Here is a 21,913-nt window from a genome sequence, read left to right on the forward strand (position 1 = left end):
CCGCGGGGGTCAGCCCCAGACGACGGTGTAATACGTTGCGGCAGCGGCGATCAGCGCGATCAGCGACGCGCAGGCCACGGTGAGTCCCGGCCCGCGGGTCGGGACGACACCGTCGGCATCGCGCAGCCGCAGCGGGACCGAGCGGATCACCACCGCGATACCGAGGATGGCCAGCGGCACGAAGTACCTGCCCTGTACGCCGTCGATGATGTAGTAGTCCACCGGTGTGAACGACATGTACAGCGTCACGTAGACCATCGCCACGCTGGCGAGCACCGTCGCCGCGACGATCAGGGTGCGGCGCAGCGTGCTGGTCAGCATGTCGGCGATGCCGAAGCTCACCGCGAACGCGATCAGGCAGGCCAGCATCGTCAGCGCGGGCGCGTCGACGTAGGCGAAGCCCAGTTCACCGAAGAACTGGTTGAACCAGCGGTGATCGCGCAGGGCGATGCTCTCGCCGAAGGTGTGTACGAACTGCAGCGGGTCGCCGAGGATCCCGCGCAGCTGATCACCGGGACGCACCTGACCCCACTGGTGCGGCGGGCGCATCAGGCTCATGCCGTCGCCGGTCGGTGCGGCGATCTTGGTCCAGACCAGGAACAGCGTGCCACCGGTGATCGCGAATACCCACGGCAGCACCTTCAGCTTGCCGGTGAAACCGAGGCGTTCGGCGGGCACGACCACGATCAGCATGGCCAGCAGCACGTAGGCGGGTTTGCTCAGCGGCAGCGCGATCGTGGCGGCCAGCAGGGCGGCGGTCTCGGGCTTGCTCAGCCGGTCACCGATGAACAGCGCCTTCACCAGCAGCGCCGACACCAGAATGGCCAGCGCGTTGGTGAGCGTGTCGGCGGTGACGGTGCCCGCCTGGAACAGCGCGATCGGCAGCACGGCCACGGTGAACACCAGCCACTGGCTGCGCCGCTGCCGCAGGGCGTAGAGCCCGAACCCGACCACCGCGAGGTAGGCCGCCAACCCGGCCAGGCGGGTGAGCAGGTACATCCCGCCGATGTTCAGGCCGAGCGCCTCGCCTGCCCGGATGCCGACGGCGGCAGGCACATACGGCACGGGGGAGTAGGCGGCGGTGTTGGTGAACCACATCGGCCGGGTCGCCGAGGAGATGTCGGCACCGGCGAGCCGGTCGTAGGCGCCGGGGTCGGCGACCATCGCGCCCGGTTCCTCGGGGTTGTCGTTGTAGTCGCGGAACGCGTAGCCCATGAGCTCGTCGATGCTCACCGGGATCTGCCCGCCGTAGGCGACACCACGATCGTCGTGGATGCGCTGCGGGAACACCCCGCCGTGCGCCACCTGGTAGGCGCGGCCGAACTGGGTGATCTCGTCGTGGCCCCAGAACGCGGGGGTGAGCACGGCGAACAGCGCGCCGAACACCGTCGCGAGCACGGCGAACGCCACCGTCGCGGCGCCGAACCGGCCGGTCAGGGAACGGACCGGGGCGGGCAGGCGGTCTTTGCGTTCGGTCGCGGGTACCTGTTCGGCGGCGACGGTTTCCGGTTCGACGGTGCTGGTCACCGACGGTCTCCGGCCGCGATGTCCGTGCTCTCGCCGACGGCCGAATACCGCAGATACACCAGCCGCGCCGCTTCGTGCCGCGACCGGCGGATGCCGTCCAGAATCAGCCCAGCGGTCCAGGCCAGGCAGCCGAGCAGCATCAGCGTGAACGCGAAGAACAGCGTCGGGAACCGCGCCACCTCATGGGTGTTGTAGAACTCGATCACGATCGGCACGGTGAGGATCACCGAGAACAGCAGGGCCAACGTGCCGAACAGACCGTAGAAGGCGACCGGGCGTTCGTGCCTGGCCAGGCCGAGGATCAGCGCGAGGATCTTGGTGCCGTCGCGGTAGGTGCGCAGCTTCGATTCGCTGCCCGCGGGGCGATCGCGGAAACCCACCTGCACCGCGGTCTGCGGAACCCGCAGGTGCAGCGAGTGCACGGTCAGTTCGGTCTCGATCTCGAACTCGCGGGAGACGGCGGGGAAGCTCTTGACGAAGCGGCGCGAGAACACCCGGAAGCCGCTCAGCATGTCTTCGACATTGTCGCCGAACACCTTGCCGACCACGCCGTTGAGCACCTTGTTGCCGGTCTCGTGCCCGGACCGGTAGGCGTTGGTGTCCTCGTCCTGCTTGCGCACACCGAGCACGTGATCGTAGGGGCCCTCGAGCAGGGTCTTGATCATCAGCGGCGCGGCCGACGCCTCGTAGGTGTCGTCGCCGTCGATCATCAGGTAGACGTCGGCCTCGATATCGGCGAAGGCGCGGCGAACCACATTGCCCTTGCCCTTGGTGTTCTCGTAGCGCACGATCGCCCCGGCCTCACGGGCGCATTCGGCGGTGCGGTCGGTGCTCAGGTTGTCGTAGACGTAGACGACGATCCCCGGCACGGCGGCCTTCAGGTCGGCGACGACCTTGGCGACCGCGGCCTCTTCGTTGTGGCAGGGGACCACGGCGGCAATGCGAAGCTCGGTGGAGTCCACCCGGGTCAATCCTCAGATGTAGGCATTAAAAGGGTCACCGGGAGGGTACACAGCACAGGTCTTCGGCGCTCATCCGGTTCGCCGAGCGTAACTCGGGGACACGCCGGTCCTCGGTGTACCGTCGGCCCGTGTCCCACCCTGATCTATCCGAGCCCGCCCCCGCTTCGCTGCTGACGAAGGTGACGACGGCGTTGCGGCAGGGGGCGGCGTTCCTCGTCGTCGGCGCGGTCGGTTTCCTCGTCGACGCCGGTACGTACAACCTGCTGGTGTTCTGGGGCGGCGGATTGTCGCTGTCGGAAGGTGTGCTCTATCACTCCCCGCTCACCGCGAAAGTCGTCGCGATCGTGGTGGCGACGGTGGTCACCTACTTCGGCAACAAGTGGTGGACCTTCGCGCACAAGAAGTCCGGCAGCGCGGGTCGCGAATACCTGTTGTACGCGTTGGTGAATGTCGTGGCGATCGGCCTGCAACTGGGCTGCCTCGGCTTTTCCCGCTATGTGCTGGACCTGTCGTCACCGCTGTCGGACAACATTTCCGCGACCGTCATCGGCCAGACGCTTGCTGTCATATTCCGTTATTGGGCCTACGACAAATTCGTGTTCACCGGTGCCGAGGCAACCGGTGAGCAACACGCGCGGGGTGCTGTTACCCCTCACTGACGGCGCCCGGCGCGGCGGTGATTGATATCCTCACCCCGCCCGCCGCGCCGCCCTTTCCTTACGTGACTGCTTGCGTCGGCGCAGTCGATACCGAGAATTTCGAGGACTTCATGGAGCAGTCGGCTACTCGAGTCGTGACCGAATCGAACGAACGGCACGAGGCCGCACCCGCGTCACTGCGTGGTGAACACTCGGCACCCGAACGCTTGGTCCTGGCCAGGGGCATTTTCACCGGCCCGTCGGCCCGGGTGAGCGACGAGCTCTACGCCGTGGTCAAGGGCGGTGCCGCCATCCGCGAGCGCCTGTCGCTGCACCTGCCCAAGGGCGCGACCGCGCACACCAACACCTACTTCGGCCGCTTCGCCGCCAGCTACTGGCAGCGCTGGACCACCGTCACCGAGGTGACCGCCACGGCCAACCTGCGGGTGGGACACAAGGCCAATGTGCGCCTGGTCGCCTCCGATATCGCCGGCCACCGCCGCATCGTCGCCTCACTCGTGGCGACCAGCAGCGGGTTCGTGAGCCTGTCCGCGCCGCTGGATCAGTACGTCGACGGTGGCGCGCTGTGGCTCGAGTTCGACGCGCTCGGCGGCGAACTCGACATCACCGAGCTCACCTGGACCGCCAAGGCGCCCGAGACGGTTCGCCCGGTCGCCATCGCGATCTGCACCTTCAACCGGGCCGAGGACTGCGCCCACACCGTCGCCGCGCTGGCCTCGGACCCCACGGTGCTGGCCGCCATCGATGCCGTCTACGTCGTGGACCAGGGGACCGACCCGGTCGAGAACCGGCCGCTGTTCCAGCAGGTCCGCCCCGATTTCGGCGACAAGCTGCGCTACATCCGTCAGCCCAATCTCGGTGGCGCTGGCGGCTTCACCCGTGGGCTGTACGAGGTGTCGGCGGCCAACGAGCATGCCGACGTCATCCTGATGGACGACGACATCCTCTGCGAGCCCGAGACGGTCCTTCGCCTGCAGGCCTTCGCGAACCTGACCGTCGAGCCGACACTGGTCGGCGCGCAGATGCTGTTCCTGCTCAACCCCGACTACCTCAACGTGGGCGCCGAGGACGTGCGCCTGGGCGAGCTCAAGCACGGGCAGAAGGTCCCCAAGGCGCTGCGCAACACCTCCATGCTCAAGAAGAACCAGGAGCGCCGCGTCGACGCCGGCTACAACGCCTGGTGGACCTGCCTGATCCCGGCCGAGGTGGTGAAGAAGATCGGCCTTCCGGTCCCGATCTTCTTCCAGTGGGACGACGTCGAATACGGCATCCGGGCCCGCGAGCACGGTTTCGTCACCGTCACCCTGCCCAATGCCGCCGTCTGGCACGCCGACTTCTACTGGAAGGACTACGACGACTGGGCGCGCTACTTCTCCACGCGCAACTCGCTCATCGTCGGCGCCCTGCACACCGATCTCGACGGCAAGGCCATCACCAAGGACTTCTTCCGCTACATCGCCGAACACCTCGTCGGCATGCAGTACGGCCTGGTGCACACCACCCTGCAGGGCATCGAGGACTTCATGAAGGGTCCGAAGGTGTTGCGCGACGGCGGAATCGAGGCGCTGGCCGCGGCCCGCACCTCCCGCAACGACTACCCCGAGACCATCAAGCACCCCGCCGCGACCCCGCCGGTGAACTCCGCCGAGATCCAGGTGCGCCGGGCGAGCGGTGAGCCGAGCCGCATCACCCTCGTGCTCATCAAGCGCGCGATCATGCAGTGGACCGGGCGCACCCAGCACGGCCTGATCGGGGTCACCCGCGAGGACGCGCACTGGTGGCATGTGGGCCTGTTCGACCACGTGGTCGTCACCGACGCCTCCCAGTCGGGTGTCCGCGTGCGCCGCCGCGACAAGGAACGCGCCCGCGCCCTGCTCATCCGCACCTACCGCACGCTGCGCAAACTCCGCCGCGAACTCCCCAGGCTCCAGGCCGAATACCGCGCGGCGGTCCCCGAACTCACCAGCCGTGAGAACTGGGCCCGCCTCTACGGCATCGACCCCAGCTGACCGAGATCACCATGCGCTGGTGGCGGCATCGCCCGAGAGGCTTCCGCCACCAGCGCGTGGTGATCGGCTAGGTCAGCGGTAGCCGCGTTCGCGGTACTGCTTGCGGTGTTGCTTGGCGATGGAGCGCCAGGCGCGTTCGCGTTCGGCGGCCAGGCGCTTGTCGGTGCGCGCGGCCATCCACTCGTTCTCCTTCGCCAGCTTGCGGTAGCTGGTGAGGCGGCGCTCGGTGATGGTGCCGTCGGCGATGCCCGCCTGGACCGCGCAGCCCGGTTCGGTCTCGTGCGCGCAGTCGGCGAAACGGCAATCAGCGGCGAGGGATTCGATGTCGCTGAAGGTCTTGCCGATACCGTCGGCGGCGTCGTAGAGACCGATACCACGTAGCCCCGGTGTGTCGATGAGGGTGCCGCCGCCGGGGAGCGGTCGCAGTTCCCGGTGGACCGTTGTATGGCGGCCCTTGCCGTCGACCGCGCGAACGACATTGGTGGCGAACACTTCCGCGCCGAGCAGGGCGTTGGCCAGGGTCGACTTGCCCGCGCCGGACGGCCCGATCAAGGCAACCGTCCCGTGCAGCACGGCCGTGAGCACATCCAGCCCGGTCTCGGCGGCGGCGCTCACCGCGAGCACCGTCGCCCCCGGCGCGACCGCGCGCACCTCGTCGAGCGGAAGATGATCCGCCGCATCGGCTTTGGTGAGCACGACCACGGGTTGGGCATTGCTCTCCCAGGCGAGGGCGAGCATGCGCTCGATCCGTCCCAGGTCGACGTCGCCGTCGGCGGCACTGCAGATCAGCACGGTGTCGACATTGGTGGCGAGCACTTGGGCGACCGAGCGCCCCGACACCGACGATCGCATGATCGCCGAGCGGCGCGGAAGCAGCAGGCGCACAGTGCCTTCGGCATCGAGACCGACCCAGTCGCCGGTGCACAAGCCGGTGATGTCACGCGGACAGGCGGCACGAGACGGGCCGCCCGGTGCGACCACATCGCATTCGCTGCGATCCATCCGGACGATGCGTGCGGGCACGAGATCGCCGAGCAGCGGGAGATATTCGGAAGCTACGGCTTCGGTCCAGCCGTAAGGGACGAGCAGGTCGTAGTCGACCATCGGTAGAAGTCCTTCGTCGGGCGCCGAGCCCGACGTCGGGCTCAGCGAGTAGAGGTGATGTCCGGAGCGGTCGGGGCGCCATCGCGCACCCCGGGCACGGCAATCCACACGTCTGTACTCACGGACATACACCTCCTCTCCAACGTTGCTCCTACTGTGCCGCATACCCGCGACACCGCACAACCGATTTATGCCGGCGAGCGCCCGATCGGCTCCCCGGTGGCATCGACGCAGGTCAGGGAACCACGACCTCGGTCGAGGCGGGCAGGCTCGGCCGGTCGGTGCGCACGGTGAGCTGGAACCGGCCGGGACCGGTGGGGGCGATCACCTGGAACGGATAGGTGCCGTTGTGCCGGGCGGGGACGAAATGCGTCATCGAGCCGGTGACGCCGTTGTCCAGGTTCCGCCAGTCGACGATGACGTTCACATCGCAGGTGAGCAGGGCAGGCGCCATGTTGCCGAGCAAGCCGTGCGAGATGCGCAGCGAGATGCTGTGGGTGGCGCCGGGCGCCACGCTCGGGTCGTTGAGCGGTCCGTCGAACGCGGTGCCGCCCACGTTGACGATGCCGAAGCACACGCCGTTGCCCAGCGTGGGCACCGGGGCCGTCCGCACTTCGTTCATCACACAGGAGCGGGGGCCGACATTGGAGACGCCGAGCTGACAGGTGTCATCAGCGCTTGCGGTGCCCGGCGCAATCAGGCACAGCGCACTGCCTGCGAGAACGGCGGCAGCGGCGGGCGCGAAACTCGTTCGTAAGGTCACCTGTCGAATCCTAGGTCGCAAGCCCTAGGAACTATGCCCCTATTTCTGGGGGCCTCGCTGGTCCGGCTTGCCGAATTGCTCATTGCGTCCGAGCGAGCGCAACCGGAACCATTCCTTCAAGCCCGCCGGATCGCGGCGCGTCACCAGGAAGAACCAGGAGAATCGAATCCACTCCTGCGGCAACAGCTTCCGCATACCCGGCTGCGACATCAGGTACCCGCGATTGCGATAGGTGAAGTAGCGCTTCACCGGATCGTCGGGGTACTGGGTGTGCATGCGCCCACCGAGAATCGGCTTGAACTCCTCGGCACCGTTGGGGTGCAGGTAGGCGGTCTGCAGGCAGGTGCCGAACGGCAGGCCCGACCGGACCAGGCGCCGATGCACCTCCACCTCGTCGCCACGCACGAACAGGCGCAGGTCGGGGACACCGATCAGGTCGACGGCCTTCGCCGAGATCAGCGCGCCGTTGAACAGCGACGCGATGCCGGGCAGGAAGTCCTCGTCGCCGAGCTCCGAGCGTCGCCTGCGCCACACCACGCCCCGGCGCAGCGGGAAAGCGAGCCGATCGGGGTCGTCGATATCGCACACCACCGGCGATACCTCGACCAGGTTGTGCCTGCGCGCGCAATCGATCAGTGTGGCGAGGACTTCCGGGCCGTCGGGCCGGCCGTCGTCGTCGGCCAGCCACACCCAGTCCGCGCCCTGGGTGAGCGCGTGCAGCATGCCGAGTGCGAAACCGCCCGCGCCGCCGAGGTTGTGGCGCGAACCGAGGTAGGTCGCCTCGATGGGCTGCTGGGCGACCAGCTCGGCCACCTCGTCCTCGTTGGCGTTGTCGACGACGATCAGATGGTCGATCGGACGCGACTGCGAGGCAAGTACTTTCAGCGATTCGGCGAGCAGTTCGCGGCGCTTGTGGGTGACGACGACCGCGATGATCCGCGCGTCCGGTCCGGTGTCGGTGCTCAGATCGGCCGGTTCGGCGCCCGCGGGCAGCTCGGGCTCCTCGGTCACGGGCAGCACGGCGGCGGGCTCCACCGGGGCAACCCCCGCCTCGAGCCGATCAGCCATGCTGAACCCACCGGGCACAGCGGCCGGGACAGCGTCCTCACTGTGACCGCTCATGCCTGATTCTGCTCCAATTCTTTGTCGCCCTGCTCGGCTTCCAGCTCGCGAAGCACCTGTGCCACGTGATTACCCGCCTCGGGCCCTTCATACGCTCGCACAACGTCTTCGATGCCGCCCTGCTCGCGGATGCGACCGTGATCGATCCACATCGCGGTATCGCACAGCTGGGCGAGGAATTCGTTGGAGTGGCTGGCGAAAACCAGGATGCCCGACCGCGCGACCAGCGACTGCAGCCGGGTGCGAGCCTTCTTCATGAACTCGGCGTCGACGGCGCCGATACCCTCGTCGAGCAGCAGGATCTCGGGGTCGATCGAGGTGACCACACCCATCGCCAGGCGTACCCGCATACCCGTGGAGTAGGTGCGCAACGGCATCGACAGGTACTCGCCGAGCTCGGTGAAGTCGGCGATCTCGTCGATCTTGGCAAGCATCTGCTTGCGGGTCTGTCCGAGGAACAGGCCGCGGATGATGATGTTCTCGTAGCCGGAGATCTCCGGATCCATGCCGACACCGAGGTCGAACACGGGCGCCACCCGGCCGCGGATGCGCGCACTGCCGCGCGAGGGTTCGTAGATGCCCGAGAGCAGGCGAAGCAGCGTCGACTTGCCCGCGCCGTTGTGCCCGACGAGCCCGACCCGGTCGCCTTCCTTGAGCGAGAGGTTGATCTCGCGCAACGCCTCGACCACCACCACGTCGGAACTGTTGCGCCCGATCGCGCCGCCCGCCTTACCGAGGAAAGCCTTCTTCAGCGACCGCGACTTGGCGTCGAAGATCGGGAACTCGACCCACGCGTCATGGGTTTCGATACTCACACGGCTCACGACAGTCTCCTAAACCCAGTACGGGACGCGGGCACGGTACTGCTTGAGCGCCAGGATCGCGACCACCCAGCCGACCACCGTGATCGCGCCGACGATGGCCCAGGAATGCCAGTCGGTGGGCTCGCCGAGCAGCGGGCCGCGCACGATTTCGAGGTAGTGGAAGGTGGGGATGATCTCGATCAGCTTGGCCCGGTCGCTCATGCCGCCGACCGAGTTCTCCAGCGCCTTCGTCGACCACATCACCGGGGTCAGCACGAACAGCATCAGCGTCATCGAGCCCAGGATCGGGGCGATGTCGCGGTAGCGGGTGGAGAAGATGCCGAACACGATCGACACCCACATGGCATTGAGGAACAGCAGCAGGATCGCCGGAACAACCAGCAACAACGTCCAGTCCAGATCGCGCCAGATGGAGAACGCGAGCAGCAGCACCGCGTAGATCGCCGCGTTGTGGATGAAGAACAGGAACTGGCGCCACACCAGGCGATACACATGCACGCTCAGCGCCGAGGGCAACTGTTTGATCAGTCCCTCGTTGGCGATGAACACATCCGAACCCTCGAGGATCGACGCGCTGATCACGTTCCAGACGATCAAACCGACCGTCACATACGGCAGGTATTCGCTGATCGGCTGATCCAGCAGCGTCGAATACAGCAGGCCCATCGCCAGCGCCTGCAGACCGGTCGCGATGGTGATCCAGAACGGACCGAGCACCGACCGGCGATAGCGCTGCTTGATGTCCTGCCAACCCAGCGACAACCACAGCTCACGCTGATGGAACCCGTCGCGCATGTCTTTGAACGCGCGCCGGAACGTCTGCGAATCCGACACCATCGGCGTCTTCACCAGCAGCGGGGCGTCGGCGGTCTGCTCGGCGGCGGCCGCGTCGGCCACCTCGGCTTCGGTCGGTGTGTCGTCGGTATGCACGGGGCTCTCTTCGGTACGCGCGTCACCCTGGTCGGAGACCGATTCGGAACGAGCGGCAGCAGCGGGCACGATCCCCGACCTTACAGGTACTGCCCGCCGCCGACATGGCCATGGCCTGCCTTCCCGTCGGCCGCGTGCATGCCGGGCGGGAGGGCGCCCTGGCGCATCTGTTCGAGTTGGGCGCGGGCGGCCATCTGCTGGGCGAACAGGGCGGTCTGGATGCCGTGGAACAGGCCTTCGAGCCAGCCGACGAGCTGGGCCTGGGCGATGCGCAGTTCGGCATCGGACGGGACGGACTCGTCGGTGAAGGGCAGGGTGAGGCGTTCGAGTTCCTCGCGCAGTTCGGGGGCCAGGCCCTGCTCGAGTTCGCGGACCGAGGACTTGTGGATGTCCTTGAGGCGCGAGCGGCTCGCGTCGTCGAGGGGAGCGGCGCGCACCTCCTCGAGCAGCTGTTTGATCATGGTCCCGATCCGCATCACCTTGGCGGGCTGCTCCACCATGTCGGCCAGCGACTCGGCCGACTCGTCGCGGTCGTCGTCGGCCTTCTTGTCCCCGTCGACCACCTGCGCGGTGTATTCGGCCGCGGCGTCGGAGTCGGCGGGCACGGTGACCGGCCGACCGTCGGGACCGATCACGACGATGGATTCGGGGGTGTCCTCCGAGTGCGTCATAGCCCCATCATTGCGCGTGTGTCGGCTTCGCGCTAAAACCCCCACGCGGTTACACCGCGACGCCCGCTGCCCTTAAAGTGGCCACCATGACTTATGACGTCGCGAGGGTTCGGGGCCTGATACCGTCCCTGGGCGACGGCTGGATCCATCTGGACCCGCAGGCGGGGATGCTGGTTCCCGATTCGGTATCGCGTGCCGTCTCAACGGGTTTCCGTACCTCCTCGTTTTCCCACATCGGCCGCCACGGTGCGGCGACCCGCAGCGGCGCGATCCTCGACGCCGCCCGGGAGGCGGTCGCCGACCTCGTCGGCGGAGATCCGGCCGGCGTCGTGCTCGGTCCCGATCGTGCGGTTCTGCTCGCCTGGCTGGCCGAGTCCCTGAGTTCGCGCCTGGGTCTCGGCACGGGCATCGTGCTCTCCCGCCTCGACGACGAGGCCAATGTCGCGCCGTGGCTGCGCATCGCCAACCGCTACGGCGCGCACGTGCGCTGGGCCGAGGTGGAGATCGAGACGTGTGAGATGCCGTCGTGGCAGTTCGAGGAGCTGATCGGGCCGACCGCGCGCCTGGTCGCGCTCACCGCCGCGTCGCCGATCGTCGGTTCCGCGCCCGCTGTTCGGGTGGCCGCCGACCGGGTCCACGATGTGGGCGGTCTGCTGGTCGCCGACGCGTTCGGCGCCGCACCGTACGCGCTGATCGACATCGACGAACTCAATGCCGACGTGGTCGCCCTGAGCGCGCCGTCGTGGGGCGGTCCGCAGGTCGGTGCACTGGTGTTCCGCGACCCCGCCTTTCTCGACCGCATCCCGTCGATGTCGCTCAACCCCTACGCCAAGGGGGCTGAACGCCTCGAGGTCGGCGGGCATCAGTACGCGCTGCTGGCCGGGCTCACCCAGTCGATCGACTTCCTCGCCGGACTCGACGAGCGCGCCACCGGCACCCGCCGCGAGCGCCTCGAAATCTCGATCACCTCGCTGCAGGACTACCACGACCAGCTCTTCGACCACCTCATGCAGGTGTTGGAGCAGGTCGAGGGCCTGACCGTGATCGGCCGTGCCTCCACCCGCATTCCCACGGTCAGCTTCACGATGGCGGGCATGCAGGCGGAGAAGGTGGCGGCCAAACTGGCCGACGCCCGCATCGGCACGGTCAGCGGGGTGCACGGCGGCAGCCGATTACTCGACGCCCTCGGTGTCAACGACGAGGGCGGGGCCGTCACCATCGGCCTGGCCCCGTACACCACGCGCTACGAAATCGACCAGCTCGGCCGGGCCCTCAGCTCGCTCGAATAGTCCACGCCGATCTTTCGCTCAGTCGCGCACGCGCAGCACGATCTTGCCGAAAGTTTCGGGTGCGTCGAGCAATTCGTGGGCGCGACCGGCTTCGGCGACGGGTAGTTCTGCCGAGATCACCGGAAAGATCTCGCCCGCCGCCACATCCGGCCACAACTGCGTGCGCACCGCGGCGATGACCTCGGCCTTGCTGCCCTCGCCCGCCCGCGGTCGGGCGCGCAGGTTCGTGGCATGCACCGAACCCCATTTGCGCAGCAGCCCACCGATATTCAGCGACCCGGTAGTGCCGCCTTGCAACCCGATCACCACCAACCGGCCGTGCGGGGCGAGCGCCTCCACATTGCGTTCCAGGTAGGCGGCGCCCATGTTGTCGAGAATGATGTCGGCGCCACCGGCGTCGGCGAGTACGGTCACGAAATCCTGGGTGCGGTAGTTGACGAGGATTTCGGCGCCGAGGCCCGCGCATTTGGCCAGCTTCGCGTCCGACCCGGCCGTCACCGCCACCCGCGCGCCCCGCCTCCGCGCCACCTGGATGGCGTGCGTACCGATGCCACCGCCACCGCCGTGGATCAGCACCAGCTGCCCCGAGCGCATCCCCGCGGTCATCACCAGGTTCGACCACACCGTCGCCGCCACCTCGGGCAAGCCGGCGGCGGCAGCCAGGTCCATCTCCTCGGGCACCGGCAACAGCTGGGTGGTCGGCACGGCCGCCAACTCGGCGTACCCACCGCCAGCCAACAGCGCGCATACCCGATCACCGACCTTCCAATCCGTGACCCCCGGTCCCAGCTCGACGATGGTTCCGGAGCATTCGAGACCGGGCACCGAACTGGCGTCCGGGGGCGGTGGATAGAAGCCACGCCGTTGCATCACATCGGCCCGGTTCACCCCTGCCGCAACGACTTCGATCAACACCTCGCCCGCGCCGGGTTCGGGATCGACCGTCACGGTCCACTCCATCACCTCGGGCCCACCGAACCCGTTCAGCTCGATAGCACGCATGCTGTTCCGCCTCTCGCGTCTTTATGGCCAGACTAAGTGCGTGGGGCTGTGCGTTGGCGCCTTGCGAATCGTGTTGGGGCGGGGCAGCCCGTGCCCGGGGAGTTACCCATGTTCGTGCGAGATCTGTTGTCGCGGTCGCGTCCGCTAGTATTTCTGCTCAGGGAGACGTGGCAGAGCGGCCGAATGCACTCGCCTTGAAAGCGAGCATGGGTAACACCATCGGGGGTTCAAATCCCTCCGTCTCCGCCACGGCCGGGCTTTTCGCCCGGCGTCAGGTTGTTTCGAGGGGGAGTTCTCATGACCGGTGCTGCATTTCCCGCGGCTCCGCAGTTCCGAGCTGTACCGGGGCAGACCGGGGTCGTCGTCCACACGCGGAAGTTGCCGATCGCGTTCGGTATCGGTGCACGGGTCAGGGTCGACGGTTTCGAGGTTCCGAACATCACGTGGGGCGCCAACTTCGTCCCCGTGCCGCCGGGTACGCACATGCTGACCGTCGAGACCTCGCAATGGGGGATGGGCTACGGCAGTAACCATGCCTCCGTCCAGGTCTTCCCCGGTCATACCACCGAGGTGCACTACTCCGCGCCCGCCCAGATCTACATGAAGGGTGCGCTCGGTGCGGAACGTCAGGCCACGCCCGGAGTGGCCCTCAGTTACGTGGCGTTGGCGTTCTGTGTGCTCCTGGTCGTGGCCTGGATCGCCCTGGCGATCTGACCCCGGACGCGCCTAAGCCCCGGTGCGAAACCGGGGCCTACGCGAGAGCATTTACGTCACGGCTTGTTCCGACGACGGTCGTCGTCGAAGCCTTCGGTTTCCACACGCTCCTTGCGAACGGTGTCGGAGACGGTCTGTTCGTCGGCGACCTCGTCCACCTCGAGACGGACACGTTCCACCGGGACCGCTTCCTTCTGGACGTGCACCTGGTCGGCGTGCAGCGTCACCTCGCGCTCGTCGTCACCGATCTCGGTGCGACCGGTGCGCTCGCCGGTAATCGGCTCACGGACGATGTGCGCCTCTTCGTGGGTGGTCGGGACCTTGATGGTCTGCTCCTCGGTCACCACGTACTTACGCAGCCGTGCGGTGCCGACCTCCTCGCTTTCGGTGTCGACGCGCAGCTGCTCCTCCGAACGGATCATCGAATCGTCGGTCGTGCCACGATTCATGGCCGCCGGATTACCGTGGGTCATCGGCTCGTCGGTTCCGGGACGGATCTGCTGACGCCCATAGGTGTTCCAGCCGGCCGAGCGCGGGTCCACGTGGTAGTGGCGGAACAGCTCCTGCTCGGACTGGGCGCTGATGCGGCCGCCGTCGTCGAGGTGCGGGGCGGACTTCACCTGCTCCTTGTCGACGTGCAGACGCAACGTGTCCTCGTCGGCCTTGTGTTCGGCGCCTGCCAGCGGCACCAGCGAGTCGGCACTGAACAGGCCGGTCGAGACGGCGGCCCAGGTCGGGGAGCCCGTGTTGTTGTCGATGTAGATCTGCTTGACCTTGCCGATCTTCTCGCCCCGCTCGTCATAGGCGGTGGCGCCGATCAGCGAATCCAATGTTGCCTTGCTCATTTTCATCCCTCCTACCGGGAGCGGAGCCGTCGATCCGGATCCGGGGTGACGGTCCGCGTGGTTGTGGGTGACCAGTCGGGACGCAGTGACCGGGTTGACCAGATCAGCTACGTGGCGGCAAATACCCGGGGTCCAGGGGACCAAACAACCCGAGGTGAGGGCGCGGTTATGAGATCGGGCCGCGAAGGACGCGACGTAATCGGTCGGTCGTCCATCTTTGCGCCCGAAAAGGCAAGTCGCGCAGCGGTCAGCGGAAGCGGAGCGTCGTCTCCGGTGCGGTGGCGAAGGCGAGGAAACGCTCGTTCTCGTGCGGGTCGCCGATGGTCACGCGCACGCCGTCACCGGCGAACGGGCGAACCAGCACACCCGCAGCAGCGCTCGCCTCGGCGAATTCCAGGCTGCGCGCCCCGAGCGGCAGCCAGACGAAATTGGCCTCACTCGGTGGCACCTCGTACCCGGCGGCCAGCAATGCGTCGCGCACCCGCGCCCGCTGGGTGATGAGCACGTCGGTGCGATCGAGCAGCTCGCCGTGCGCCTCCAACGAGGCGATCGCGGCCGCCTGGGCCACCCGGTTCACGCTGAACGGGATGTGCACCTTCAGCAGCGCGGTGATCACCTCGGGATCGCCCACGGCGTAACCCACGCGCAACCCTGCCAGGCCGTACGCCTTCGAGAACGTCCGCAGTACAACGACATTGGGTCGGGTGCGGCCGATCTCGATACCGTCGGTCTCCGGCAACCGCAGGTACTCGAAATACGCCTCGTCGAGCACCACCAGCACGTGTGGGGGCACCCGATCGAGAAAACGCTCCAGCTCGGCGCGTGGGTGCGCCGTGCCCGTCGGATTGTTCGGGTTGCAGACGAAGATCAGCTTGGTTCGTTCCGTGATCGCGTCGGCCATCGCGTCCAGGTCGTGGCGATGATCGGCGGTCAGCGGCACCGGCACCGAGGTGGCATTGCCCACCTGGGTGACGATCGGGTACGCCTCGAACGAGCGCCACGCGAACACCACCTCGTCGGTCGTGGCATCGCAGGTGATCTGCACGAGTTCCTGGCACAGCGCCACGCTGCCGCAGCCGACCGCAACGTTGGCAACGCTCACACCGAGGAATTCGGCCAGCGCCGCCCGCAGCTCGGTGACCTGGTTGTCGGGGTACCGGTTGGCCTGCTCGGCCGCCGCCGCGATCGCCTTCGCCGCGCTCGGCAGCGGGCCGAACGTCGTCTCGTTCGAGGCGAGCTTCACCGCGTCCGGGTGGGTGCGGCCGGGAACATAGGCGGGAATGGTGGCCAGGTCGGGCCGGATACGCGCTGTCACCGCTCCACCCTACCCAAGACCAGTTCTGCCGCCTACGCTGGGAATATGCCGGGCACTTACAACGATGTCGCCCCACTGCGGCCGGTGGAGTCCGCCGGTGAGCCGGGTGGCGCCGAAACCAGCGCGCGCACCTCGGTGCCGATCACCGTCGTCGAGCCGGAGCGAACGGCGCGCGGCGGCATCGTCGTCCTGCACGAATCGCGGGAGTTCCCGCCCCAGCTCGTCGAGCTCATGCGATCGCTTGCCCAGGAGGGCTGGATCGTCGTCGCCCCGCACCTGTTCGATCGTCTCCCCGACGACGACGTCCACGAGGTGTTCGGCGACGAGCTGTTCGCCGACTTCGACGCGGGCTTCGACTGGCTCACCCGCCGCGGAGTCTTCCCCGACACCATCGGCGTCCTCGGTTTCGACACCGCGGGCACGGCCGCCTTCCTCGTGGCCACCAACCGACCCATCGGCGCCGCCGTGAGCGTGGCCGCCGCAGGCATCGTCGACCCGCTCCCCGACCAGCGCACCTCACTGGTGGAGGTGGCCCCGAGCCTGCAAGCCCCCTGGCTCGGCCTGTTCGGCGCCGACGATCCCGCCACCCCACCCGAGGCCGTCGACCAACTCCGCGACGCCACCGCCCGTGCGAATGTGGCCAGTCTCACCGTCACCTATCCCGGCCTGCGTCACCGCGCCGACCGCCCCGACCCCGACGACGACGCTGCCGCCGCCATCCGCATCGATTCCCAGACCCGCATCTACGACTGGTTCGACAGCAATTTACGCTAGCTGACCAGGCGTTTTGGACTCCTACGACTGCTCGTGTAATCTTCATTCCCGGCGGTTCGACAAGGACCGGTGCCCTCGAAAGAGAAGGCTCCAGGAGGCGTGCCAGAGCGGCCGAATGGGACTCACTGCTAATGAGTTGTCCCTTCACGGGGACCGGAGGTTCAAATCCTCTCGCCTCCGCCACACCGGTTCGCCGGTACAACTGAAGACCATGCGCCCGTAGCTCAACGGATAGAGCACTTGACTACGGATCAAGAGGTTAGGGGTTCGAATCCCTTCGGGCGCACAACAATCCGCCTCCTATCGGTATCCCCGGTAGGAGGCGGATTTTTTTTGTGTGGTTATTTCCAGGCGGGGAGTGGGGGGAGGGGGCCGGTCAGGTCGGTGCCGGGGGTGCGGCCCAGGAGCCAGGCCAGGAGGGACGTGGCGGGGCCCAGGACGGTGTGGTGGGGACGGTCGGGGCCGATGGTGGCGATGAAGTCGGTGTCGGTGGCTTGGATGTCGAAGGTCGGGGTGGCCTCGGGGTGGACCTTGGCCGACAGGTCGGCGACGGTTTCGGGGAGCAGGCGGGCGACGAATTCCTTCGGCCAGTCGGCGGGGGTGTAGCCGACGCCGAGATCGACGTGGTGGATCTCGGTTTCACGCAGACGCATCCACGGGACGATGTCGGCGGTGAGAGTGCCGCCCTGGCGGTTGCGGACCTCGGCCGCCCAGTCGGCGGCGGACATGGTGGTGGCCAAGGCCTGCCAGCGATGGGCCGACGCGGCGAAGTCGGCCCGCTGGACGTCGGGCGCGCGGCCCGCACCGGTTTCGATGTCGGCGTCGCGCACCGCCACGCTCGGATACTGCGGGATCTCGATGCCCGTGTGCGCCCACAGCAGCAGGTTCAGCAAGCTGTCCGCATTGCGGGCCAAGTGGGCGACGACATGGCCGCGGGTCCAGCCGGGCAGCTGGGACGGCTCGGCCAGGGCCGATTCGCCGAGCGCGTCGATCGAGGCTCCGAGACGCGCGGTGGAAGCGGAGACCTGAGCCAACAGGTCGGTGGGCGTTGCCATTTCGCTGGTCACGAGATCGAGGGTAGTAGTTCGGTGCGCGCGACACCGGCGTTCACGACGCCCGCGACCCGGCCCTGTGGATAACTCGAAACCTGTGGACAACTGTGCACTTTTCGCCGTCGACGCCCGGGGCGCGAAGTGCCCGTGATGCGACGATCAGCCGGCGACGATCGCATCGGCTTCGATCTCCACCAGCAGCCCCGGCGCGATCAACGCGGTGACCTCGTACATCGACGCCGCGGGCCGGATATCGCCGAACACTTCGGCGTGAGCGGCCGCGACCTCCGGCCAACGGGAGATATCAGTGACGAACATCCTGGTCCGCACCACATCGCGCACACTCGCGCCCGCCTGGTCGAGTGCGGTGGCGATCCGCGCGAGGATCTCGCGGGTCTGGGCGCCGATATCGTCGCCACCGACGGCGCCCCCACCTGGCAGCGCCGCCGTGGTGCCGCTGACCAGCACATGGTCGCCCACCCGCACGGCGCGCGAATACCCGACGACATCTTCGAAGTCGGAGGCCGAGGAAATGTTGAACCGGGTTGTTGTCATGGTGGCCAGAATGAGGCACCGGCTGCGGGAGGACAATTCATTTCCCGGTCGTCTGCTGGTCGGTTGCGCGCGGTACGCAAGGCGGATGAACGCACGACCAGCTCTTCGTCTCTTCCCGCTCACGGCCGCGCTGTGCGCTGCCGCCGTTACGGCGGGATGCTCGACGCCGAGCTTTGATCCCGACTTCACCGTGGCCGAGGGGCAGGCGCTGCTGATCTCATTGGAAGAACTCAGCGCGAAAGTAGGTGGCGACGCCGTCGTCGGGGTGAGCCTCGAACCGGAGCACGGCAGTCTCACCCGCGTAGCCGACGAGGCCTACTTGTACACCCCGGCTGCGGGGTACAAGGGGCTCGACCAATTCACAGTGCACACCAGCGACGCGGTTCGCTTGTACACCACCGATATTCCGTTGCTCGGCGAGTTCGGTGGCACCACCGTGCAGGGCAGCGGTTTCGGCTCTGCCTGGACGCCGGTGCCCGGCAGCACCGACGAGTTCTACGGCCTCACCGACCGCGGCCCGAACGTCGACGGACCGGGCAAGAACGAGAAGCTCTCGCCCACACCGTCGTTCGTTCCGAAGATCGGCAAGTTCGAACTGGTCGGCGGCCGGGCCGTGCTGCAGTCGACCATCGAACTGCGCAATCGTGCCGGCGTGCCGTTCAACGGCCAGGTCGATTCGGCGGCGAGCACCGGCGAAACGATCAAGGATCTGGCGGGCACCGTACTGCCGGCCACCGATCACGGGATCGACCCGGAAGGCCTTGTCGCCCTTGCCGACGGCACGTTCTGGGTATCGGACGAATACGGACCGTTCCTGGTGCACTTCGCCGCCGACGGCACCGAGATCGAACGGCTGGCGCCCGGCACCGGGCTGCCGAAGGAGATCGCCCTGCGCAGCCCCAACCAGGGCATGGAAGGACTCACCATCACCCCGGACGGCAGCACGCTGGTCGGGATGGTGCAGAGCGCGCTGAAGACGCCCGGCCTGGACGGCTCGGCCAAGGAGGTGCCTTTCGCCCGGATCGTCACCGTCGATCTGAAGACCAAGGCGCAGAAGGAATTCCTGTACCCACTGGAGAACCCGAAGCAGAGCAAGGTCGCGGTCTCGGAGATCACCGCGCTGAGCGCGACGACCTTCCTGGTCGCCGAACGTGACGGCAACCTGGCGCCGAAGGCGGACAAGAAGATCTGGACGATCGACATCGCGGGCGCGACCGACGTCGGCCCCCAGTCCACGCTCGCGGGCGCCCGCTACGACGCCGAACAGGGCGGCCTGCTGGTGGACGGCAAACCGCTCGAGACTCTGATCGGCACCGTCCCCACGGCCGATGGCGTTGCCGCACTGAAGAAATCGGGCATCACGCCGGTCGAGAAGAAGAGCAACCTCGACCTGGCGGCCCTGGTCACCGCGCTCGACGACAAGGGCAGGTTCTTCGGCCACGACAAGATCGAGGGCATCGCCTCCCTCGACGGCGGCAAGACCATCTACATCGCCAACGACAGCGACTTCGGTCTCGCCGCGAGCACCGGCGAGCAGCCGCCGTTCGGGTTGAAGCCGAAGACGCTGTCCAACGGATTACAGGACACCGGTGAGGTGCTGGTGGTCGACACGACGAAGCTGCCCGCGAAGGTGGGAGGTCATACGGTGAAGATCACCGTGGAGTAGGTGGGGCGAACGGGGTGTGTGACCGCGTCACACGCGGTTTCATCACAGGGCGCACAGGTTGTTGTCAGGTTGGGCGGGCAAGCTGGGCGATGTAACCAACCGGAAGGTCTTAGATGAGCTACGTGATCGCACTGGCCGGCTTCGCCACGATCCTGGCGATGGTGGTCTCCGGCTACGCCGCCGCCAACGCACCCCGTTCCCTGGTCCGCGTCCGCGCCGACCGCTCGCCCCACCGCCGCTGACCAAGCGCGCCCGGTCACCGGGCATTCTCGGGCGAGGGCCGAACCGCGATCAGCCCGTTCCGCGAACCAACGCGACGATCTGCTGGGCGACGACCCGCGGGTCCTCGTGTTCCCACACCCGCACCACCTGCCAGCCCGCCTCGATCAACGCGGCATCGGTAGCGCGATCGCGTGCCACATTGCCCGCCAGTTTCTGCGCCCACCACTCGGCATTGTTCTTCGGATCGGTCGCGTGCTCGGGACACCGATGCCAGAAGCAGCCGTCGACATACACGGCGACACGACGGCGTGGGAAAACTACATCGGCGCGCCGGCGCTGGCCCCTGATCGGCGCACGGTCGACGAAATAGCGCAGGCCCGCGCGGTGCAGCTCGCGTCGCAGGGCGAGTTCGGGAGCGGTGTCGGCACGGCGCTGGCGCGACATCCGCGCGCTGGTCGCCGCGTCGGTGACGGGTGCCGACCGCGGAGCGTCTCCGTGGTCCCGCCGCCCCGTCATGCCGCCCAGCCACCCATGCGATCGAGATGGTCGCGCACGTCGTCGAGGAATCCGGGCGGAAAACGCAAGTTGCCCATGGACGTTCGTCGCAGAAACCCGGCCGTGGCCCGCGGGGAGAGTAGTCGCGGTTCGGTGAGGAAGTTCTTCAGATCCTCGTAAGGCTCGTGGACCGGCCACGTCGACAGCGGCACCTGATGCACCACGCCCGCATGCCCCCACGCGGCACTCGGCCACGGTGCGCCCGGTCGCAGCGGCGCACCGACGGTGAGCGGCTCCAGCGGCGCGGCCAGCCGCTCACCCACCCAGTTCGCCATCCGCACACTCACCGCGTTGCCGACCAGCTTCCACCGATGCCCCTGCCGCACACCCGGCACGTCGAGCGCGGGCGCGGTCCACTCGGCATCGAAACCCTGTAATCGTTCCCCATCGATGATGCCAGGGGTGACGATCTCGCCCGCCGGAAGCCGCACGGCGGGCGGGCTGGCGATGCCGAGCCCGGAACCACCCTTCAAGGTCGGCACCGCGTTCACCACCCAACCGAGGCCGCGCACGCCCTCGGTCCAGTAGAAGCCGCACGGGTCGCGGTCGGGGTCGCCGTAGTCGCGCGGGCCCGCGTCGTCACCGAACAGCACCTGGCGCGGGTCCTCGGTGCGCGAGGCGAGCATCAGCACGCGCTGGCGCCGTTGCGGCAGGCCGAACGCGCGACCGTCGACCACCCGGTAGGCCCAGGTGTAGCCGAGTTCCTCCAGGGCGGTGGTGATGTGGCGCATCGCCGCACCACGACCCAGCTGGAGCATGAACGGCACGTTCTCGATCAGCAGCCAGCGCGGCCCACGCTGCCGCCGGACCAGCCGGAACACCTCGTCGACCAGGCCGGAACGGCGACCGGTGATGCCCGCGGTGCGCCCGGCCTGGGAGAGGTCCTGGCACGGAAACCCCGCCGCGACCAGTTCCGTGCGCGCGGGCAGCGAACGCAGGCGGGTGATGTCGGCGTGCAGTGGTGTTTCGGGAAAACGCGCGGCGAGCACGCCCTGCGCACCCGGATCGATCTCACACAGCAACTCGGTGGACCATCCGTGTCTGCCGAGGCCGAGTTCGAGCCCGCCGATCCCGGCGAACAACCCGACCATCCGCGTCAACAGTCCTCCTGTGCTTGTCGGAACGCGCGACCACCCACTTCTCGCGCCTGCGGCATTGTATCGGGCCGCTGAACAGCGGCAGAGGGCGTAGCGGCCGGGGCTGTGCACTGCTGTGGATGCTTTCGTCCGGCAGAAAAATCGGTGGCCGGGAACGGTGCTCCGGTGCGACTCTGGAAGGGCCTACTTGTCGGACCCCGATGCGAACATCGTCTGGGAGTCCGTTCCGGTAACCAACCATCCAACCGGACCCGAG

At 67.7% G+C, this 21,913-nt stretch carries 22 protein-coding genes and 3 tRNA genes; 10 read left to right on the top strand and 15 right to left on the bottom strand.

Annotated elements, in window-relative coordinates; all coding sequences use genetic code 11:
• Positions 1-9 precede the first annotated feature (9 nt).
• A complete protein-coding gene (locus tag NCO8_RS15230) occupies positions 10-1,527 on the bottom strand; it encodes a DUF2142 domain-containing protein (protein ID WP_067640281.1) in 1,518 nt (505 codons plus the stop codon).
• Positions 1,524-2,489, bottom strand: coding sequence for a glycosyltransferase (locus tag NCO8_RS15235; protein WP_067494802.1), 966 nt, complete (start codon positions 2,487-2,489; stop codon positions 1,524-1,526). The genes NCO8_RS15230 and NCO8_RS15235 overlap by 4 nt, the downstream gene beginning before the upstream one ends.
• A 128-nt stretch (positions 2,490-2,617) precedes the next feature.
• Between NCO8_RS15235 and NCO8_RS15240 the strand changes: the two genes are divergently transcribed.
• Both NCO8_RS15240 and NCO8_RS15245 read left to right on the top strand, forming a co-directional pair.
• Positions 2,618-3,148, top strand: a complete 531-nt coding sequence (locus NCO8_RS15240; protein ID WP_067640283.1) for a GtrA family protein — start codon at positions 2,618-2,620, stop codon at positions 3,146-3,148.
• A gap of 110 nt (positions 3,149-3,258) precedes the next feature.
• Positions 3,259-5,157: a glycosyltransferase gene (locus tag NCO8_RS15245; protein ID WP_067640285.1), complete on the top strand. Its 1,899-nt coding sequence runs from the start codon at positions 3,259-3,261 to the stop codon at positions 5,155-5,157.
• A gap of 72 nt (positions 5,158-5,229) precedes the next feature.
• Here NCO8_RS15245 and rsgA read toward each other — a convergent pair whose 3' ends face one another.
• The 6 genes from rsgA to NCO8_RS15275 all read right to left on the bottom strand — a co-directional run bounded on the left by rsgA (position 5,230) and on the right by NCO8_RS15275 (position 10,571).
• The gene (rsgA, locus tag NCO8_RS15250; protein ID WP_067640287.1) at positions 5,230-6,261 is read right to left on the bottom strand and encodes a ribosome small subunit-dependent GTPase A; all 1,032 of its coding nucleotides are present in this window, start codon (positions 6,259-6,261) and stop codon (positions 5,230-5,232) included.
• Positions 6,262-6,496: 235 nt separating this feature from the next.
• On the bottom strand, positions 6,497-7,024 hold the full coding sequence (locus NCO8_RS15255) for a hypothetical protein (RefSeq protein WP_245655376.1): 528 nt from the start codon (positions 7,022-7,024) through the stop codon (positions 6,497-6,499).
• Positions 7,025-7,063: 39 nt separating this feature from the next.
• On the bottom strand, positions 7,064-8,146 hold the full coding sequence (gene glfT1, locus NCO8_RS15260) for a galactofuranosyltransferase GlfT1 (RefSeq protein ID WP_245655377.1): 1,083 nt from the start codon (positions 8,144-8,146) through the stop codon (positions 7,064-7,066).
• Entirely contained in the window at positions 8,143-8,961 is an 819-nt protein-coding gene (gene wzt, locus NCO8_RS15265) for a galactan export ABC transporter ATP-binding subunit Wzt/RfbE (protein ID WP_067494791.1), read from the bottom strand. Before wzt ends, glfT1 begins: the two co-directional genes overlap by 4 nt.
• An 18-nt stretch (positions 8,962-8,979) precedes the next feature.
• Positions 8,980-9,867 (bottom strand): galactan export ABC transporter permease subunit Wzm/RfbD, encoded by an 888-nt coding sequence (gene wzm, locus NCO8_RS15270; protein WP_439265789.1) that lies wholly within the window; start codon positions 9,865-9,867, stop codon positions 8,980-8,982.
• Positions 9,868-9,980: 113 nt separating this feature from the next.
• Entirely contained in the window at positions 9,981-10,571 is a 591-nt protein-coding gene (locus NCO8_RS15275; RefSeq protein WP_067640291.1) for a bacterial proteasome activator family protein, read from the bottom strand.
• An 86-nt stretch (positions 10,572-10,657) separates the two neighbouring features.
• On the opposite strand from NCO8_RS15275, the gene NCO8_RS15280 reads away from it, so the two are divergent.
• Complete coding sequence (locus tag NCO8_RS15280) at positions 10,658-11,860, top strand: cysteine desulfurase-like protein (protein WP_067494785.1); 1,203 nt, start codon at positions 10,658-10,660, stop codon at positions 11,858-11,860.
• Between the two features lie 18 nt (positions 11,861-11,878).
• Here NCO8_RS15280 and NCO8_RS15285 read toward each other — a convergent pair whose 3' ends face one another.
• Positions 11,879-12,862: an NAD(P)H-quinone oxidoreductase gene (locus NCO8_RS15285; RefSeq protein ID WP_067640293.1), complete on the bottom strand. Its 984-nt coding sequence runs from the start codon at positions 12,860-12,862 to the stop codon at positions 11,879-11,881.
• 161 nt (positions 12,863-13,023) lie between these two features.
• Between NCO8_RS15285 and NCO8_RS15290 the strand changes: the two genes are divergently transcribed.
• Both NCO8_RS15290 and NCO8_RS15295 read left to right on the top strand, forming a co-directional pair.
• Positions 13,024-13,111: transfer RNA gene (locus tag NCO8_RS15290), tRNA-Ser, on the top strand.
• 48 nt (positions 13,112-13,159) lie between these two features.
• Positions 13,160-13,576, top strand: a complete 417-nt coding sequence (locus NCO8_RS15295) for a hypothetical protein (RefSeq protein WP_067640295.1) — start codon at positions 13,160-13,162, stop codon at positions 13,574-13,576.
• Between the two features lie 56 nt (positions 13,577-13,632).
• On the opposite strand, the gene NCO8_RS15300 is transcribed toward NCO8_RS15295, so the two are convergent.
• Positions 13,633-14,421 (bottom strand): DUF2382 domain-containing protein, encoded by a 789-nt coding sequence (locus NCO8_RS15300; RefSeq protein ID WP_067640297.1) that lies wholly within the window; start codon positions 14,419-14,421, stop codon positions 13,633-13,635.
• Between the two features lie 247 nt (positions 14,422-14,668).
• Entirely contained in the window at positions 14,669-15,736 is a 1,068-nt protein-coding gene (gene hisC, locus NCO8_RS15305; RefSeq protein ID WP_067640299.1) for a histidinol-phosphate transaminase, read from the bottom strand.
• A 45-nt stretch (positions 15,737-15,781) separates the two neighbouring features.
• Here hisC and NCO8_RS15310 point away from each other — a divergent pair, with 45 nt between their 5' ends.
• The 3 genes from NCO8_RS15310 (at position 15,782) to NCO8_RS15320 (ending at position 16,796) form a co-directional block, all read left to right on the top strand.
• The gene (locus NCO8_RS15310) at positions 15,782-16,510 is read left to right on the top strand and encodes a dienelactone hydrolase family protein (RefSeq protein WP_067494737.1); all 729 of its coding nucleotides are present in this window, start codon (positions 15,782-15,784) and stop codon (positions 16,508-16,510) included.
• A 93-nt stretch (positions 16,511-16,603) separates the two neighbouring features.
• Positions 16,604-16,693: transfer RNA gene (locus tag NCO8_RS15315), tRNA-Ser, on the top strand.
• 30 nt (positions 16,694-16,723) lie between these two features.
• Positions 16,724-16,796, top strand: a tRNA-Arg gene (locus tag NCO8_RS15320).
• A gap of 55 nt (positions 16,797-16,851) precedes the next feature.
• Here the strand turns inward: NCO8_RS15320 and NCO8_RS15325 are convergent.
• Positions 16,852-17,577, bottom strand: coding sequence for a maleylpyruvate isomerase family mycothiol-dependent enzyme (locus NCO8_RS15325; RefSeq protein WP_067640301.1), 726 nt, complete (start codon positions 17,575-17,577; stop codon positions 16,852-16,854).
• A 144-nt stretch (positions 17,578-17,721) separates the two neighbouring features.
• On the bottom strand, positions 17,722-18,117 hold the full coding sequence (locus NCO8_RS15330) for a RidA family protein (protein WP_067494731.1): 396 nt from the start codon (positions 18,115-18,117) through the stop codon (positions 17,722-17,724).
• An 85-nt stretch (positions 18,118-18,202) separates the two neighbouring features.
• Between NCO8_RS15330 and NCO8_RS15335 the strand changes: the two genes are divergently transcribed.
• Together NCO8_RS15335 and NCO8_RS32765 are read left to right on the top strand one after the other, a co-directional pair.
• Positions 18,203-19,783 (top strand): esterase-like activity of phytase family protein, encoded by a 1,581-nt coding sequence (locus tag NCO8_RS15335; RefSeq protein ID WP_067640303.1) that lies wholly within the window; start codon positions 18,203-18,205, stop codon positions 19,781-19,783.
• Between the two features lie 113 nt (positions 19,784-19,896).
• Positions 19,897-20,025 (top strand): hypothetical protein, encoded by a 129-nt coding sequence (locus NCO8_RS32765; protein WP_255284037.1) that lies wholly within the window; start codon positions 19,897-19,899, stop codon positions 20,023-20,025.
• Positions 20,026-20,074: 49 nt separating this feature from the next.
• Here NCO8_RS32765 and NCO8_RS15340 read toward each other — a convergent pair whose 3' ends face one another.
• Both NCO8_RS15340 and NCO8_RS15345 read right to left on the bottom strand, forming a co-directional pair.
• Positions 20,075-20,521, bottom strand: coding sequence for a very short patch repair endonuclease (locus NCO8_RS15340; protein ID WP_067640305.1), 447 nt, complete (start codon positions 20,519-20,521; stop codon positions 20,075-20,077).
• Positions 20,518-21,651: a DNA cytosine methyltransferase gene (locus tag NCO8_RS15345; protein WP_067640307.1), complete on the bottom strand. Its 1,134-nt coding sequence runs from the start codon at positions 21,649-21,651 to the stop codon at positions 20,518-20,520. The genes NCO8_RS15340 and NCO8_RS15345 overlap by 4 nt, the downstream gene beginning before the upstream one ends.
• Positions 21,652-21,913: the final 262 nt, after the last annotated feature.

The sequence above is a fragment of the Nocardia coubleae NBRC 108252 genome (assembly GCF_001612805.1).
Taxonomy (GTDB): Bacteria; Actinomycetota; Actinomycetes; order Mycobacteriales; family Mycobacteriaceae; genus Nocardia; species Nocardia coubleae.